Annotated in this window: 11 protein-coding genes; 1 reads left to right on the top strand and 10 read right to left on the bottom strand. The window is 58.7% G+C overall.

The window, feature by feature from the left end; genetic code table 11:
• Positions 1 to 4 precede the first annotated feature (4 nt).
• The 5 genes from glgA to asd all read right to left on the bottom strand — a co-directional run bounded on the left by glgA (position 5) and on the right by asd (position 8,777).
• Complete coding sequence (gene glgA, locus SANT_RS01780) at positions 5 to 1,435, bottom strand: glycogen synthase GlgA (protein WP_025420610.1); 1,431 nt, start codon at positions 1,433 to 1,435, stop codon at positions 5 to 7.
• 52 nt (positions 1,436 to 1,487) lie between these two features.
• A complete protein-coding gene (gene glgC, locus SANT_RS01775) occupies positions 1,488 to 2,774 on the bottom strand; it encodes a glucose-1-phosphate adenylyltransferase (protein WP_025420609.1) in 1,287 nt (428 codons plus the stop codon).
• 12 nt (positions 2,775 to 2,786) lie between these two features.
• Entirely contained in the window at positions 2,787 to 4,766 is a 1,980-nt protein-coding gene (gene glgX / locus SANT_RS01770; RefSeq protein ID WP_025420608.1) for a glycogen debranching protein GlgX, read from the bottom strand.
• Positions 4,763 to 6,952, bottom strand: a complete 2,190-nt coding sequence (gene glgB, locus SANT_RS01765; protein ID WP_025420607.1) for a 1,4-alpha-glucan branching protein GlgB — start codon at positions 6,950 to 6,952, stop codon at positions 4,763 to 4,765. The genes glgX and glgB overlap by 4 nt, the downstream gene beginning before the upstream one ends.
• 718 nt (positions 6,953 to 7,670) lie before the next feature.
• On the bottom strand, positions 7,671 to 8,777 hold the full coding sequence (gene asd, locus SANT_RS01760; protein WP_025420606.1) for an aspartate-semialdehyde dehydrogenase: 1,107 nt from the start codon (positions 8,775 to 8,777) through the stop codon (positions 7,671 to 7,673).
• Between the two features lie 207 nt (positions 8,778 to 8,984).
• On the opposite strand from asd, the gene SANT_RS01755 reads away from it, so the two are divergent.
• Positions 8,985 to 9,578 (top strand): YhgN family NAAT transporter, encoded by a 594-nt coding sequence (locus SANT_RS01755; RefSeq protein WP_038668084.1) that lies wholly within the window; start codon positions 8,985 to 8,987, stop codon positions 9,576 to 9,578.
• 141 nt (positions 9,579 to 9,719) lie between these two features.
• Here the strand turns inward: SANT_RS01755 and gntT are convergent, their stop codons facing one another.
• From gntT to pldB, 5 genes are all read right to left on the bottom strand, one after another.
• Positions 9,720 to 11,036 (bottom strand): gluconate transporter, encoded by a 1,317-nt coding sequence (gntT, locus tag SANT_RS01750; RefSeq protein WP_025420604.1) that lies wholly within the window; start codon positions 11,034 to 11,036, stop codon positions 9,720 to 9,722.
• 297 nt (positions 11,037 to 11,333) lie between these two features.
• Positions 11,334 to 12,329, bottom strand: coding sequence for a gluconate operon transcriptional repressor GntR (gene gntR / locus SANT_RS01745; protein ID WP_025420603.1), 996 nt, complete (start codon positions 12,327 to 12,329; stop codon positions 11,334 to 11,336).
• Between the two features lie 75 nt (positions 12,330 to 12,404).
• A complete protein-coding gene (locus SANT_RS01740) occupies positions 12,405 to 13,100 on the bottom strand; it encodes a pirin family protein (protein WP_025420602.1) in 696 nt (231 codons plus the stop codon).
• Positions 13,101 to 13,357: 257 nt separating this feature from the next.
• Entirely contained in the window at positions 13,358 to 14,164 is an 807-nt protein-coding gene (gene yigL, locus SANT_RS01735; protein WP_025420601.1) for a sugar/pyridoxal phosphate phosphatase YigL, read from the bottom strand.
• Between the two features lie 46 nt (positions 14,165 to 14,210).
• Positions 14,211 to 15,206, bottom strand: a complete 996-nt coding sequence (gene pldB, locus SANT_RS01730; RefSeq protein WP_025420600.1) for a lysophospholipase L2 — start codon at positions 15,204 to 15,206, stop codon at positions 14,211 to 14,213.
• Between the last annotated feature and the right edge of the window lie 5 nt (positions 15,207 to 15,211).

Raw genomic sequence — 15,211 nt, 5'->3', positions numbered from 1 at the left:
AACCTTAAAGGCGTTGATACAACGACTGATAGGCTTTCGCGGCAACGCGCCAGCTGAAATCCAGTCCCATCGCCTGCCGCTGCACATAACGCCACAGCGACGGCCGCGACCACAAGACAAAAGCGCGGCGGATAGCGCGCTGCAGGCCCGCGGCGGTGGCATCTTCAAACACAAAACCGCTGGCGACGCCGTCCGACAGATTTTCCAGCGAACTGTCGGTGACGGTATCCGCCAACCCGCCGGTACGGCGCACCAGCGGCAGAGTGCCGTACTTCAGCGCATAAAGCTGGGTGAGCCCGCACGGCTCAAAGCGGCTCGGCACCATCAACACGTCTGCGCCACCGATAATGCGGTGCGAGAATGCCTCATGGTAGCCCAGTTGTACCCCCACCTGGCTAGGATATTCCGCCGCCGCGGCCAAAAAGCCCTGTTGCAGCGTGGCGTCGCCGGCGCCGAGCAGCGTAAGCTGGCCGCCCTGCTCAAGCAAATCCGGCAGGACCTCCAGCACCAGATCCAGCCCTTTCTGGCTGGTCAGCCGGCTGACCACCGCGAACAACGGCACTTTTTCATCCACCGTCAGCCCCATCGCGGTTTGCAGGTGGCGCTTATTGTTGACCTTCGCCTCCAGCACGTCGCGGTTATAGCGGGTGGCGAGCATGGCGTCGTGGGTTGGGTTCCAAATGGCGTCATCGACGCCGTTGAGAATACCGCTCAACCGCCCCTGGGTCTGTAGGGACGCCAGCAGCCCCTCCATGCCGTAACCGTAGGCCGGCTGCGTGATTTCCCGGGCGTAAGTGGGGCTGACCGTCGTGACATGATCGGCATAAAACAGCCCGGCTTTCATATAGGAGATCTGACCATAAAACTCCAAACCATAGGTCTGGAAAAAGTCATCCGGCAGTTGGAGTTCCGGTAAATGGCGCGGGGAGAACAACCCCTGATAGGCCAGATTATGCACGGTGAACACCGATTTTGCCGGCCGGCCTTTCGCCGCCAGATAGGCGCAGGTCAATCCGGCATGCCAGTCGTGGGCGTGCACGATATCCGGACGCCAGGCGGGATCCAGCCCGGTAGCCATTTCCGCCCCCACCCAGCCCAGGACAGCGAAACGCAGGTAGTTATCCATATAGGCGAACTGATCCTGGTCGTGATAGGGGCTGCCGTGACGATCGTAGAGATCCGGAATATCAATCAAATAGATGCCAACGCCGTTGAAACGGCCGTACAACAGTACGCCGTGGCGCGACAGCGCATCGAACTCTTTTACCACACGGCTATCGGGAACACCTTTACGCAGATCGGGAAAGGCAGGCAAGAGAACCCGCACATCATCGCCCTCTGCGATTTGCGCAGCGGGGAGCGCCCCTACCACATCTGCCAGTCCCCCGGTTTTCAGTAAGGGGAACAATTCAGAACAAACATGTAGAACCTGCATCATCGCTCCTGTTGTGGCTTAGTGCTCTTCTAGTGACCGTTTGCGGTCTTCCCTAACTGAGTTTTGCCAATGTCTCGCGGGTGACCAGCACGACGCCTTCTTCCGTAAGGTGAAAGCGTTGCCGGTCCAAATCCGCCTCTTCGCCAATAATCATGTCATCAGGGATCTGGCAGGCGCGATCGATAATGCATCGTCGCAGCCGGCAGGAGCGTCCGACAATCACGTCAGGCAACAGCACCGCCTGTTCCAGCTCGCAAAAGGAATGGATCCTGACGCGCGGAAACAGCACGCAGTGTTTCAAGGTAGTCCCGGACAAAATACAGCCGCCGGAGACCAGTGAATTCAGCGTCACGCCGGAATGGCCGGCGCGATCCTGGGTAAATTTAGCGGGCGGCATCGCCGGCATCGCCGTACGGATCGGCCACTCGCGATCGTAAATATTCAGCTCAGGCATAACCGACGCAAGATCGAGGTTGGCGCGCCAATAGGCGTCCAGCGTGCCGACATCGCGCCAGTAGGGCGTACTCTGGCCGGGCTGGGCCGACCGCACGCAGGAGAGCGTAAAGGGGTGCGCACAGGCATCGCCATTGGCGGTCACGCGGGGCAGAATATCCTTGCCGAAATCGTGGCTGGAACAGTCATCGCGCCGATCTTCCTCCAGCCGCTGGTACAGATAGTCAGCGTCGAAAACATAAATGCCCATGCTGGCGAGCGCCATGTCCGGCTGGCTCGGCATCGCCGGGGGATCCGCCGGTTTCTCGACGAAATCCACCACGCGATAGTCGGCATCCACCGCCAACACGCCAAAATCACGCGCCTCGGCGCGGGGGACCGGCAGGCAGGCAACGGTACAGGGTGCGCCCTTCTCCACATGATCGATAAGCAGCCGCGAATAATCCATCTTGTAGATATGATCGCCGGCCAGGATCACCAGGTATTGCGCGCGGTAGCGGCGAATAATATCCAGATTTTGCGACACCGCGTCGGCGGTACCGCGGTACCAATGTTCGGTTGCCAACCGCTGCTGGGCGGGCAGCAGGTCAACAAATTCGTTCATCTCGGCATTGAGGAACGACCAGCCGCGCTGGATATGCTGTACCAGCGTATGGGATTGATATTGGGTAATCACGCCGATGCGCCGGATGCCGGAATTCAGGCAATTGGACAAAGCAAAATCGATGATGCGAAACTGACCCCCGAAATGTACCGCGGGTTTGGCGCGTTCGGCGGTCAGCCCTTTTAACCGCGAGCCGCGTCCGCCCGCCAGGATCAACGCCACGGATTGAATCGGCAACTGGCGCGCCAGCATCACCGGGTCACTGCTTGCAAACCGCACCATAGCCCACTCCTGTTAATCCTGTTCCAGCACGCATGCCGCGCGGGGACCAAGCGATAGCAAAAGGTCAGCGGGGGCTGACATAAGCGGCTGAAACGGCGCCGTTAACCGCCACCTCCCTTCAGGTAAGGTGATTTCACAGGGGCTTGTCGTGGCATTGATCACAAAAAGCGTACGTTGCGATAAACGAATTTGCAGCCGCGTTTCCCCCTGCTGCCATTGTTCCGCGCACAGCGGAGCGCCGTGCTCATCAAGCCATTCGACCTGCTCCGGCGAATCCTCCACCCACCAGCGATCGACGTTTAGCGCCGGAATCGATTGACGCAGGCGGATCAGCCCGGCGGTGAACGCGGTCAACGCCTCGTCGGCCTGCGCCCAGTCCAGCCAGGTAGTGGCGTTGTCCTGGCAATAGGCGTTGTTATTGCCCTGCTGGCTATGGCCGTGCTCATCGCCGGCCAACAGCATCGGCGTGCCCTGGGACAACAGCAGCGTCGTCAGCAGCGAGCGCTGGCTTTGGCCACGATCGGCATTCACTTGAGCGCTGGCGTCCAGCCCCTCATGGCCGTGGTTAAAGCTGTGGTTCTCACCGGCGCCGTCGCGGTTGTCCTCACCGTTAGCCTGATTACGCTTGTGGTTGAAGCTCACCAAATCGCGCAGCGTGAAACCGTCATGGGCGGTCAGCATGTTTACCGAGGCGGCCGGCGAGCGCTGGCGGAACAGATCGTCCGAGGCGGCGAAACGGCGGGCGAATTGACCCAGCCGAATATCTCCGTGCAGCCAAAAGCGACGCATATCATCGCGAAAGCGATCGTTCCATTCGGCAAACGGCGACGGGAAACGCCCCGCCTGATAGCCGTCCGGCCCAATATCCCACGGCTCGGCGATAAGCTTGCAGCGTCCGAGCAGCGGGTCGGCTTTGATGGCGGCAAACAGCGGCGCATCGGCGCTGAACGCCGGCGTCCGGCCCAGCACGCTGCCGAGGTCGAAACGGAAACCGTCTACGTGACACTCCTCCACCCAAAAACGCAGACAGGTCATTACCCATTCCCGCACCAAGGGCTGACAAAGGCGCATCGTATTGCCGCAACCGGTCCAGTTGCGGTAGTCGCCCTGCTCATCGAGCCAGTAGTAGCTGCGGTTGTCGATCGCGCGCAGCGACAGCACTGGCCCGAACCGATCCAGTTCCGCGCTGTGGTTGAACACCACATCCAGCAGGACCTCAATGCCGGCGCCGTGCAGCGCCCGCACCATATCGCGGAATTCGTTCAGCGCGCTTTGCCCCTGTTGTCCCGCGGCATAAGCGGGTTCCACCGCGCAGGGGGCCAGCACGTTATAGCCCCAGTAATTAGACAGCCCCTGGCGCTGCAACCGCGGCTCATGGGCGTGCTGCTGCACCGGCAACAATTCAACGGCGGTAATGCCGAGGGCGCGCAGGTAGGCCAACATTTGCGGATGGGCCAGACCGGCATAGGTCCCGCGCAGCGCGGCGGGAATAGCGGGGTGCAACTGGGTGAGGCCACGCACGTGGGCTTCATAGATCACCGTCTTCCCCCAGGGCACCGCCGGCGGCGCATCGCCGCGCCAGTCATAATCGAGCGCCACCACCCGGCATTTGGGAACATAGGGCGCGCTGTCGGTGGGATCCGGCCGGTCGCCCGCGTCCAGCAGCGCCGGATGGTCGCCGACCTCCCCTTCCAGCGCGTAAGCGCAGGGATCGATAACCAGCTTTGCCGGATTGAAACGGTGGCCCTCGCCGGGATCGAAAGGGCCATGAAGCCGAAAACCGTAACGCAGGCCCGCACCGGCGCCGGCCAGATGGCCGTGCCAGCGATCGCCGCTGCGGCCGGGCAATTCCCACTGCAGTTCGCCGCCCTGCTCATCGAATACGCACAGCACCACCCGCTCTGCGTGGGCGGAAAACAGGCAGAAATTGACGCCGGCGCCGTCAATGCGGGCGCCCAGGTATTCGGGAGACCCCGCCGTCAGCGCCGTCATTCCCCCTCCCGCAGCAAAAACAGGGTCGCCAGCGGCGGCAACGTCAGCGACAGAGAATAGCCGTGGTAATGCCAGGGGATCGGCTCGCTGTGGATTTCGCCCTGATTCCCCGTATTACTGCCGTGGTAATAAGCCGAGTCGGTATTGAGCACCTCATGCCAACGGCCGCCGTGGGGGACGCCGATGCGATAGCCTTGGCGCGGCACCGGCGTAAAATTGCTGACCACCAGCATTTCATTGCCGGCGTTGTCGCGGCGCAGGAAGGCAAATACCGAGTTTTCGTGGTCATCAGACACCAGCCATTGAAAGCCGGAAAAGGTATAATCGCACTCATAGAGCGGAGCATGACTGCGATAGCATTGGTTCAAATCCCGCACCAGCCGCTGCACGCCGGCATGGTAACCGCTTTCATCGTCCAGCAGATGCCAGTCCAGGCTCACATCGTGGTTCCATTCTCGGCGCTGGGCAAATTCGTTACCCATAAACAGCAGCTTTTTACCGGGATGGCCCCACATAAAGCCGTAATAAGCGCGCAAATTGGCGAATTTTTGCCAATCGTCGCCGGGCATACGTCCGAGAATGGACCCCTTGCCGTGCACCACCTCATCGTGGGACAGCGGCAGCACAAAGTTCTCGCTATAGGCATAGACCATGCTGAACGTCATCTGATGATGATGGTATTTGCGATGCACCGGATCGAGCTGCATATAGTGCAGCGTGTCGTTCATCCAGCCCATATTCCATTTGTAATGGAATCCCAGCCCGCCGGCGTCCGGCGGCCGGGTGACGCCGGAAAAAGAGGTGGACTCCTCCGCCACGGTGATCGCGCCGTCACGCTGCGTGCCGACGGTATGGTTGGTGTAGCGCAGAAAGGCGATGGCCTCCAGATTTTCATTGCCGCCATAAAAGTTGGGCACCCACTCACCGGCGGCGCGGCTATAATCGCGGTAAATCATGGACGCCACCGCATCGACCCGCAGCCCGTCGAGGCCATAACGCTCCAGCCAAAACAGCGCGTTGCCGGCCAGATAGTTGCGCACTTCGTTACGACCATAATTGTAAATCAGCGTATTCCAGTCCTGATGCCGCCCCTCTTTCGGATCGGCGTATTCGTACAGCGCCGTGCCGTCAAAGTGCGCCAGCCCGAATTCGTCGCTCGGGAAATGGCCCGGCACCCAGTCCAGCAGCACGTTCAGCCCGGCCTGATGGGCGGCGGTAATGAGCGTGCGAAAATCCTCCGGCGTGCCGAAGCGACGGGTCGGGGCATAAATGCCAAGGGGCTGATATCCCCAACTGCCGTCAAAAGGGTGTTCATTAATCGGCAGCAATTCGATATGGGTAAAACCCATATACTTCACGTAGCCGACCAATTGCTCCGCCAGCTCCAAATAACTCAGCCAGAAATTATTTTCGGCGTGGCGGCGCCAGGAGCCCAGATGCACTTCATAAATGGCAATAGGTTGGTTCATTCCATTGGCCTGGCGGCGAGCCGCGTCAGGCGGATCCGCCGGCGGCGGCAATCCCCGCGTTAGCGACGCCGTGTCTGGACGCATCTGCGCCTCAAACGCATAGGGATCGGCTTTGAGCCGCGTCTGCCCGTGGCAATCGATGATTTCATATTTATAAAGTTGGCCAACGGTTACCGCCGGCAAAAAGAGTTCCCAAATACCGTTTTCCCGCCGCTGGCGCATCGGATGGCGGCGGCCATCCCAAAAATTAAATTCCCCAACGACCGAAACCCGCCGCGCATTGGGCGCCCAAACGGCGAAACGCATGCCGGCGACGTCATCAAGAACCTCAGGATGTGCCCCCAGCCGTTCCCAGGGACGTAAATGGGTGCCTTCCGCCAATAGCCAGCTATCAATATCCTGTAATAAAGGACCGAAACGATAAGGATCCTCGATAAGATAAGTATGCTCATGCCAGGTCACGGCCAGGCGATAATGAAAAGGATTTTTACGCCGTGGGATCAGCGCGCTAAAAAAACCGCGCGGGTCATCACAGTTTAAATCTGTGACTCGGCGTCCATTTTTCGCCTCTATTACCGTGACCGCGCTGGCATCCGGCAATAGCGCGCGTACCACCAAACCCGCCTCGGTGTGATGCATTCCCAATAAAGAAAACGGATCGGCATAATGGCCGGCCACCAGTGCGGTAATAACATCTTGGTCGGGATATCCTGCCATGTCTTCTTCCTTTGCTTACTCCATGAAATAAAAGGATATTGCAAAAAAAATAAAGGGTAAAAACCTACCAGCCCGCACGCTCTCGCACCGTCAGCCGCGCGCGGCGGCGGCACGTTGGCGGTTAACGTACGTGACAAGGGAGCAGAAAGTTTCCATATGAGAGACAATTACGATGAGAACGTAATCATGGAACTCTCAATAATAAGCATAGACAAATGTTTACCGCGCGTTCAGGCTTGCTTAACGAAATTTTTTATTAACTATTAAGCCTATGAAAAACTTAACTTCACTCAGTTAAATTTTTTATCAGCCAAAAAAACACGTTGGCGACGGGTGTTGCATCAAACGCAATGAATGACGAGCACCCGCGGATCGTGAATCAACGGATAGGCGGAGAGTACGCCGCGCGGGTCTGCGCCGATGACGGGAGGGGCCGACCCTACTCTGGCGCGGGCGCGTCATGCGCGTCATCTTTCCTCATTGCGCTGGGACATGAGAATATCAGCCTACCTGAATCGCCGGCGCCCGATGGCGCTTAGAGTGCCACAGGCATTAATCCGGCGCCGGTCGCACAGGGAGAAAGAAAATAAAAGCAGGTGGACGTGCGCGAGTGAAGTCAGTTTACCCGGCGACACGGCGAAGGGCGATTCTCCGCCCCTCGCGGCAGGCGGCAAGGTGCGGTAATCGGTCCTTCGCACCCGGCGGCAAGGGGCAACTATCAGTGAGCTAACTGGCGCAGCATGCGGCGCAGGGGTTCGGCGGCGCCCCACAACAGCTGATCGCCGACGGTGAAGGCCGAAAGATACTCCGGCCCCATGTTCAATTTACGCAGCCGGCCGACCGGCGTTTTCAGCGTGCCGGTGACCGCCGCCGGCGTCAATTCCCGCATCGACAGTTCTCGATCGTTAGGTACCACGGTCACCCAGTCATTATGGGTTGCCAGCAAACGTTCAATTTCCGCCAGCGGAACATCCTTCTTCAGCTTCAGCGTAAACGCCTGGCTATGGCAGCGCAGGGCGCCGATGCGCACGCACAACCCATCCACCGGAATTGCCTGACGGGTGTTGAGGATTTTGTTGGTTTCCGCCTGGCCTTTCCACTCTTCGCGGCTCTGGCCGTTTTCCAGTTGCTTATCTATCCAGGGGATCAGGCTACCGGCCAGCGGCACGCCAAAGTTATCCGTCGGCAGGGTGCCGCTGCGGGTCAGATCGGTGACCCGCCGCTCGATATCCAGAATGGCCGATGCCGGATTTTGCAGCGGTTTCGCTACCGCGTCGTGCAATTGCCCCATTTGAACCAGGAGTTCACGCATATGGCGCGCCCCGCCGCCGGATGCCGCCTGGTAGGTGGCAACCGAGGCCCACTCCACCAAATCATGGGCAAACAACCCGCCCAGCGACATTAGCATCAGGCTCACGGTGCAGTTACCGCCGACAAACGTCTTAATGCCGCGATCCAGACCCTGCTGAATCACCGCCTGGTTAACGGGATCGAGAATGATAATCGCGTCATCGCGCATACGTAGCGACGACGCCGCATCAATCCAATAGCCTTGCCAGCCGATTTCACGCAGCCGCGGATAGATTTCGTTGGTATAATCGCCGCCCTGGCAAGTCACGATAATGTCCAGCGCGCTGAGCGCCGCCAGGTCCCGTGCATCTTGCAGCACGCCCTGCTGGCCGTTGACCGCCGGCGCGGGCTGACCATGTTGGGAGGTGGAAAAAAATACCGGGCGGATGGCGTCAAAATCGCGCTCTTCGGTCATGCGCTGCATTAGCACTGAACCGACCATACCGCGCCAGCCGATAAAACCAACGTTTTTCATGTTTAACTGTCCTGCCGTAGGGGGTGACAAACTCTTCCGCGTGCTCTTACTGCACAGCGTCAGCAGGATACACTCTGTCCACCATACAAAATGTGGCCGAAATGCCGCAAGTGAAATTATTCGATTTTAAGCCCTTTTTCAGCAGCGGCGCTTATACTCTTCCCCTGCCGTTGCCGGGGCGCCGGCGCTGATGACGTTGAGGTAATAATGAGTGAAATGATATCGGCCACCGTTTTGTTATTTCTGATTATGGATCCCTTGGGCAACCTGCCCATATTCATGTCGGTGCTCAAACATCTGGAGCCGAAGCGGCGGCGCGTTATCGTCATCCGGGAAATGCTGATAGCGCTGCTTCTCATGCTGATTTTTCTGTTTGCCGGCGAACATATTTTGTCGTTTCTCAGCCTGCGCACCGAAACGGTATCCATCTCCGGCGGCATTATCCTCTTTCTGATCGCTATCAAAATGATTTTTCCTTCTCAAGAAGGGAACAGCACCGGCCTGCCGGCGGGGGAGGAGCCGTTTTTGGTGCCGCTGGCGATCCCGCTGGTCGCCGGCCCGTCTATTCTGGCGGCGCTGATGCTGCTATCGCATCAATATCCACTGCAAATCAACCATTTGGTCCTGGCTTTACTCATCGCCTGGGGTCTGTCGGTCGTCATCCTGATGTTGTCCAACGTTTTTCTGCGGTTGCTGGGGAGTAAAGGGGTCAGCGCGCTTGAGCGGTTGATGGGGTTATTGTTGGTCATGATCTCGACTCAGATGTTCCTGGACGGCGTGCGCGCTTATCTGCGTACTTAGGGACGGGAGACCACATCGTCAATCATTAGACCGGGCGTGACCACCGCCCGCACGCTCAAGAAGCGGCAGGCGGTCGATGGGTAAAACCCGGCCCAGCAGGCAGACTGCCAGGCCGGACTGCGCGAGCGTAGGCGGATAAGGTTAAATTACCATATTCAGCAGCAGACAGCCCACCAGGCCGCTGACCGCGATGATGGTTTCCAGCACGGACCAGGAGCGGATGGTCTCACCAATGGTCAGGTTGAAATACTCCTTGAACAGCCAGAAGCCGGGATCGTTGACGTGGGAAAAGATCACGCTGCCGGAGCCGACGGCGATGACCATCAGCTCGGGGCTAACGCCGGTGGTGGCGATAAGCGGCGCGGCGATACCGCCGGCGGTAATCGCGGCGACGGTCGCCGAACCCAGTGCGATACGCAGCGTGGCGGCGATGGTCCAGGCCAGCAGCAGCGGAGAGATGGTGCTACCTTCCATCAGCGAGGCGATGTATTTATCCACGCCGCTGTCAACCAACACTTGTTTAAACGCCCCGCCGCCGCCGATGATAAGCAGCATCATGGCAATGATTTTAATGGAATCGGTAATGGTACCCATTACGTCATCCATACTGCGGCCCCGATTGAGACCAAAGGTGAAAATGGCAATCAACACCGCGATAAGGGTGGCCATGATGGGATCACCGAAGAACTCGGTGTAAGCCAAGATAGGATTGCCGGCCGGCAGCAGCATTTCGGTGATGGCGCGCAGCGCCATCAATACCACCGGCACCAGCGAAGTCCAGACGCTGACGGCAAAGCTCGGCATTTCCTGCTCGGTGAATTTTTTCGGATTGTACAGACCTTCCGGCACCGGCTTGTCGATATGGCGCAGAAATTGCGAATACACCGGGCCGGCCAGGATGACCGTCGGGATAGCGAGGATAGTGCCGTACAACAGAGTCTTACCCATATCGGCGTGGAAAATGGCGGCGATGGCGGTGGGGCCGGGGTGCGGCGGCAGGAAGCCGTGCGTCACCGACAGCGCGGCGGCCATCGGCACGCCGACATAGAGCAGCGAAATACGCGCGTTGGCGGCGATACTGAACACCAGCGGCAGCATTAGCACAAAACCAATCTCGTAAAACAGCGCGAAACCGACGGTGAAGCCCGTTAATACCACCGCCCATTGAATATAGCGTTGACCAAATTTGTCGATAAGCGTGGTGGCGATGCGTTGAGCCCCGCCGCAGTCCGCCAGCAGTTTACCCAGCATGGCGCCAAAGCCCATGATCAGCGCCAGGCTACCGAGCGTACCGCCAACCCCGTTTTTAATCGACCCGATAACTTTATTGACCGGCATGCCCTGCAAAACCCCTACCGCCAGCGCAACCAGGATTAAGGCGATAAAACCGTTCAATTTAAAACGGATCATCAGGAGCAGCAGCAGTGCTACACCAATGGCAACAATAAAAAGTGGCATGATAATTCCCCAATGGATATCTGTCCGGACCGGCATTTCGCGTGTCGGTCAATCGGTGATAGTCTTCAAATCATATCGTACGAGATGATGTTACCGGTATCATGATACCGGTAACATCGCCCGCTAAGGAATGCATGGGGGAACTATATTAGCGTTTTGGGAGCGGGATCATATTCTGACCCCGGGCGCAGGGCCAGAGACTTTCACCGCCCGGTTAGGGTCAGGCCGGAAGCAGAGCAGCCCTAGTATCGTTAACGTTCGGCAGCGGCGGCGTCGCCTGTCCGCGCGCCGGGGTTGTCAGATACTTTCACCCGCCAATAACGTGAAACCTACGTCGATTTGCCCATCGCCGCGAGGCTCACCCCGCAGGCGAGCCAGCAGGCAGTCGGCGCTCAGGCGCCCCATTTCCTCGCGGGGGGTGAGTACGCTTGCCAAGCGCGGATGGACAACCCGGGCGAAGTCGTGACCGTGGAAGCCGGCGATCGCCATCTTAGCGGGCACGGCGATCCCCTGGCGCTGGCATTCAAATAGCGCGCCGATGGCCAGGTCGTCGTTGGTGCTGATGATACCGTTAATGCCGGGATATTCTCGCTGCGCCTGGCGCAGCAGCTCCACGCCGGCGGTATAGTTGGAAGAATCCGCCATCATGACGCTATACGCTGGCAGGCCGGCGTCGCGCATGCCTTGCTCATACCCCTGCTGTTTGATGATGGTACGCTCATCCTGCCGGGCGCCGAAGTACACCACCTGACGGTGTCCCCGTTCGATAATCAGGCGGGTCATCTGCCGGGCCGCCTCGAAATTATCAAAACCCACGGCCATATCCAGACAGGGTGAAACGCAATCCATGATTTCCACTACCGGAATGCCGGCCACTTCGATCATTTTCAGCGTGCGGGGAGTGTGATGGCGTTCGGACAGGATGAGGCCATCGATATTATAAGAGAGCAGCGAGGTCAGCCGCAGCTCCTCCAGCTCCGGCGAATAACCATAGTGCGCCAGCATGGTCTGATAGCCGTTGGCATCGGTGACCTGTTCAATGCCGCGCAGGACTTCGGCGAAAACCTGGTTGGTCAGCGAAGGCAATAAAACGCCGATAGCGCGGCTGGTGGCATTGGAGAGAATATCCGGCGCTCGATTGGGAATATAGCCCAGCCTGTCAAGCGCCGCGGCGATTTTTGCCTGCAGCGCCTGGGAAACCCGATCCGGATCGCGCAGATAGCGGCTTACCGTCATTTTGGTGACCCCAACCTGATCGGCAACATCCTGCAGTCCCGGCCTTTTTTTCTTCATTATTAACTTGTTAACCTCCGCCGACGATTCAGCCAAGTTTAACAAAAAAAAGGCTGGCCGAGTATTTTTTCCCGGTTATACCGGCGGCAGATCAAACAGCAGCACTTCGCTGTCCTCGTGCGCCGCCAGCGCGATACGGCTTTCATCCCACACCGCCAGCGCATCGCCGGCCGCCAGCGTCTTTTCATTCACCGTCAACGCGCCGGCAACCACCTGTAGCCACAGCCGGCGATCGGGCGCGATCGGCAGAGCGTCCGACCGGCCGCGCGGGAGCGCCCAGCGGGTCAGCGTCATATCCTGGAACACCCGCAACGAGCCGTCGCGGGCATCCGGCGATAGCACCAGTTGGCGGCCTTCGGGCGCCGCGAAGCGCCGCTGTTCGTAGCGCGGCGGCAGACCGGTTTGCGTCGGCAATATCCAGATCTGATAGAGATGCAGGGGCGCATCGTCGCGGGCATTGTATTCGGAGTGCCGTATCCCGGTCCCGGCGCTCATAATCTGAAACTCGCCGGCGTGAATCTGCGCCTGATTGCCCATACTATCCCGGTGCGCAACCGTCCCGGACAGCACATAGGTCAGAATCTCCATGTCTTTATGGGGATGGGTGCCAAAGCCTTCACCGGGGGCGATGATATCTTCATTGATCACCCGCAGCGCGGAAAATCCCATAAAATCGGGATGATAGTAGTCGGCAAAGGAAAAACTATGCCGGCTGGTCAGCCAACCATGCTGGGCATAGCCGCGGTCGTTGGCGGCACGTACAAAGTTCATATTCAATTCTCCTCACTATTTTCCTCCAGTCTAAGCGCGGCACAGCAGAATAATAGCGGAAAAATATCACCGCTAAGTTCAAAAAAATCGAATGATAGGCGACAGAGGGCTAATGAGGGTATAAAAAAAAGCCAGCGCACAGGCTGGCTGAAATTACTGGAAGCAATGTGAGCAATGTCGTGCTCCCGTGCCAGTATCGCAATGGCCGGTAAGCATGGCAATAGTAATCATTATCATTCGCAGTTGTAAAGCATTTTTTATTCCTCTCCCAAATACATCGTCCGTAGATATCGGGGCACCGCATCGTCTTCGTTGCTGCCGATAACGTCCAGGGTCGGCAAGGTGTCCTTCAGACGCTGCTGGGCATTTTGCATAATGCAGCCCTTGCCGGCCATCGCCAGCATTTCTTGGTCATTCATCCCGTCGCCGAAGGAGATGCAATCCTTAAGTTGATAGCCGAGCAGGCCGGCCACCTGCCGCAGCGCGTGCCCTTTGGAAACCCCGCCCGCCATGACCTCCAGACAAACCGGTAGGGAGAAGCTGACGTTGACCCGATCGCCCCAGCGGGCGTTGAGCGCTTCTTCCAACACCAGCAGCCGCTGATGGTCGTCGCAGGTGAAATACACTTTGCAGATGCCGTCGGTGGGCAGCGCGCCCTGCTGATACACCTGATATTTGAAGGTGGATTCGCGGAAAAAATCTTCCTGATCGGCGCGATTACGGTTCATAAACCATTCATCATTGCGAAAGACATTCGTCAGGATTTTCGGATCCTGATGCACTACGCTGAACAACTCCGCGGCGATATCTTCATCCAAATTGTGGGAGAAGATCAGCTCGCCGGCGGTGTTGTGTACCCGCGCGCCGTTAGAGGTGATCATATAGGCGTCAATCTCCAGATTGGCGCGCATCTGCGCCACGTCCACATGGTGGCGGCCGGTGGCGAACACGAAGTGGATACCACGTGCGGTCAGGAGTTGCAGCGTTTGTTTGGTGTAGGGGGTGAGCCGATGAGCCGGTGAAAGCAGTGTACCATCAAGATCGGACGCAACAATATGGAACATGGGGCGATAAAACCTCTGGTGTACGCGGCGAAACCAGCGCCGCAGATTAATGATGCCGCATAAAGAAATCAGCGATTAACGTAAGAGCCTGCGCGCGCAGCGGGTCAGTCTCGAATAAAATTTCGTGACGCGCGCCCGTAATCGTTATTGGGCCGTTATTTTCACAGGGATGACCCGCCAGGGCCATCGCCTGGCAGAACGCCCGGTGGCTGCGGTTATCCACGATTTTGTCTTCTCCGGCCTGCATCAGCAGCACCGGCGTGGTAATCGCGCCGGCCTGTGCCAGCACCTGCTCCCCGGCCAGTATCCCCTCGCGCACCCAGTGGTAGGTAGGGCCGCCCAGTTGCAGCTCCGGATAATCGGCGTAGTAGCGCAGGTTGCGGCGATAGCGTTGGTCGCTGTGCGTCAGCATGTTGACCGTGAACGGTCGGGGCCGCCAAGCGCCGGTGCCTACCGCGTAGCGATCGCGCATCGACGGCCGCAGTTCCGCCCACTCCAGAATACGCCAGGCCAGCCAGCGCGGCATCGGCAACCGCAGCCCGAACATCGGCGCGCACAGCGCGGCAGCGTGGCAGGCGTCCGGCTGCTCCGCCAGGAACAGCGCGAGAATGGCGCCGCCCATGGAGTGCGCCAGCGCAAAGCGTCTGCGGTAGCCGGCCGGTTGGACAATCCGTTGCCAGAAGCGGGCGAAATCGCTGACGTAATCGGCGAATTGCAATACGTGACCGCGGTGGGAGTCTGCCAGCAGTCTGCCGGAAAGCCCTTGTCCACGGTGATCGATAATCATCACATCATAGCCGCAATGGAACAGATCATAGGCCACTTCGGGATATTTAACATAGCTTTCGATGCGGCCGGTGCTGATGACCACCACTTTATCATGGCCGGGGGCGCAAAAGCGCACAAAACGAATCGGCAGCGCCTGCGCGCCGGCAAATTCGCCTTCTTCCCGCCCGCGCCAAAAATCCAGCAGCTCGCCGTTAGAGAACGCGGCGAACTGCCGTTCACGGGTTAGCCACTGGGCATTACGCACCCGGCACATTGTCC

Source organism: Sodalis praecaptivus, assembly GCF_000517425.1.
GTDB lineage: Bacteria > Pseudomonadota > Gammaproteobacteria > Enterobacterales > Enterobacteriaceae > Sodalis_A > Sodalis_A praecaptivus.
Note: the sequence above shows the minus strand (reverse complement) of the source record. Positions and strands in the feature narration are given on the sequence as shown.

Coding starts and splice junctions, on each gene's coding strand:
- glgC (WP_025420609.1), bottom strand. CDS start 2,774: ATGGTGCGGTTTGCAAGCAGTGACCCGGTGATGCTGGCGCGCCAGTTG.
- gntT (WP_025420604.1), bottom strand. CDS start 11,036: ATGCCACTTTTTATTGTTGCCATTGGTGTAGCACTGCTGCTGCTCCTG.
- SANT_RS01755 (WP_038668084.1), top strand. CDS start 8,985: ATGAGTGAAATGATATCGGCCACCGTTTTGTTATTTCTGATTATGGAT.
- yigL (WP_025420601.1), bottom strand. CDS start 14,164: ATGTTCCATATTGTTGCGTCCGATCTTGATGGTACACTGCTTTCACCG.
- gntR (WP_025420603.1), bottom strand. CDS start 12,329: ATGAAGAAAAAAAGGCCGGGACTGCAGGATGTTGCCGATCAGGTTGGG.
- glgX (WP_025420608.1), bottom strand. CDS start 4,766: ATGACGGCGCTGACGGCGGGGTCTCCCGAATACCTGGGCGCCCGCATT.
- pldB (WP_025420600.1), bottom strand. CDS start 15,206: ATGTGCCGGGTGCGTAATGCCCAGTGGCTAACCCGTGAACGGCAGTTC.
- asd (WP_025420606.1), bottom strand. CDS start 8,777: ATGAAAAACGTTGGTTTTATCGGCTGGCGCGGTATGGTCGGTTCAGTG.
- glgB (WP_025420607.1), bottom strand. CDS start 6,952: ATGGCAGGATATCCCGACCAAGATGTTATTACCGCACTGGTGGCCGGC.
- glgA (WP_025420610.1), bottom strand. CDS start 1,435: ATGCAGGTTCTACATGTTTGTTCTGAATTGTTCCCCTTACTGAAAACC.
- SANT_RS01740 (WP_025420602.1), bottom strand. CDS start 13,100: ATGAACTTTGTACGTGCCGCCAACGACCGCGGCTATGCCCAGCATGGT.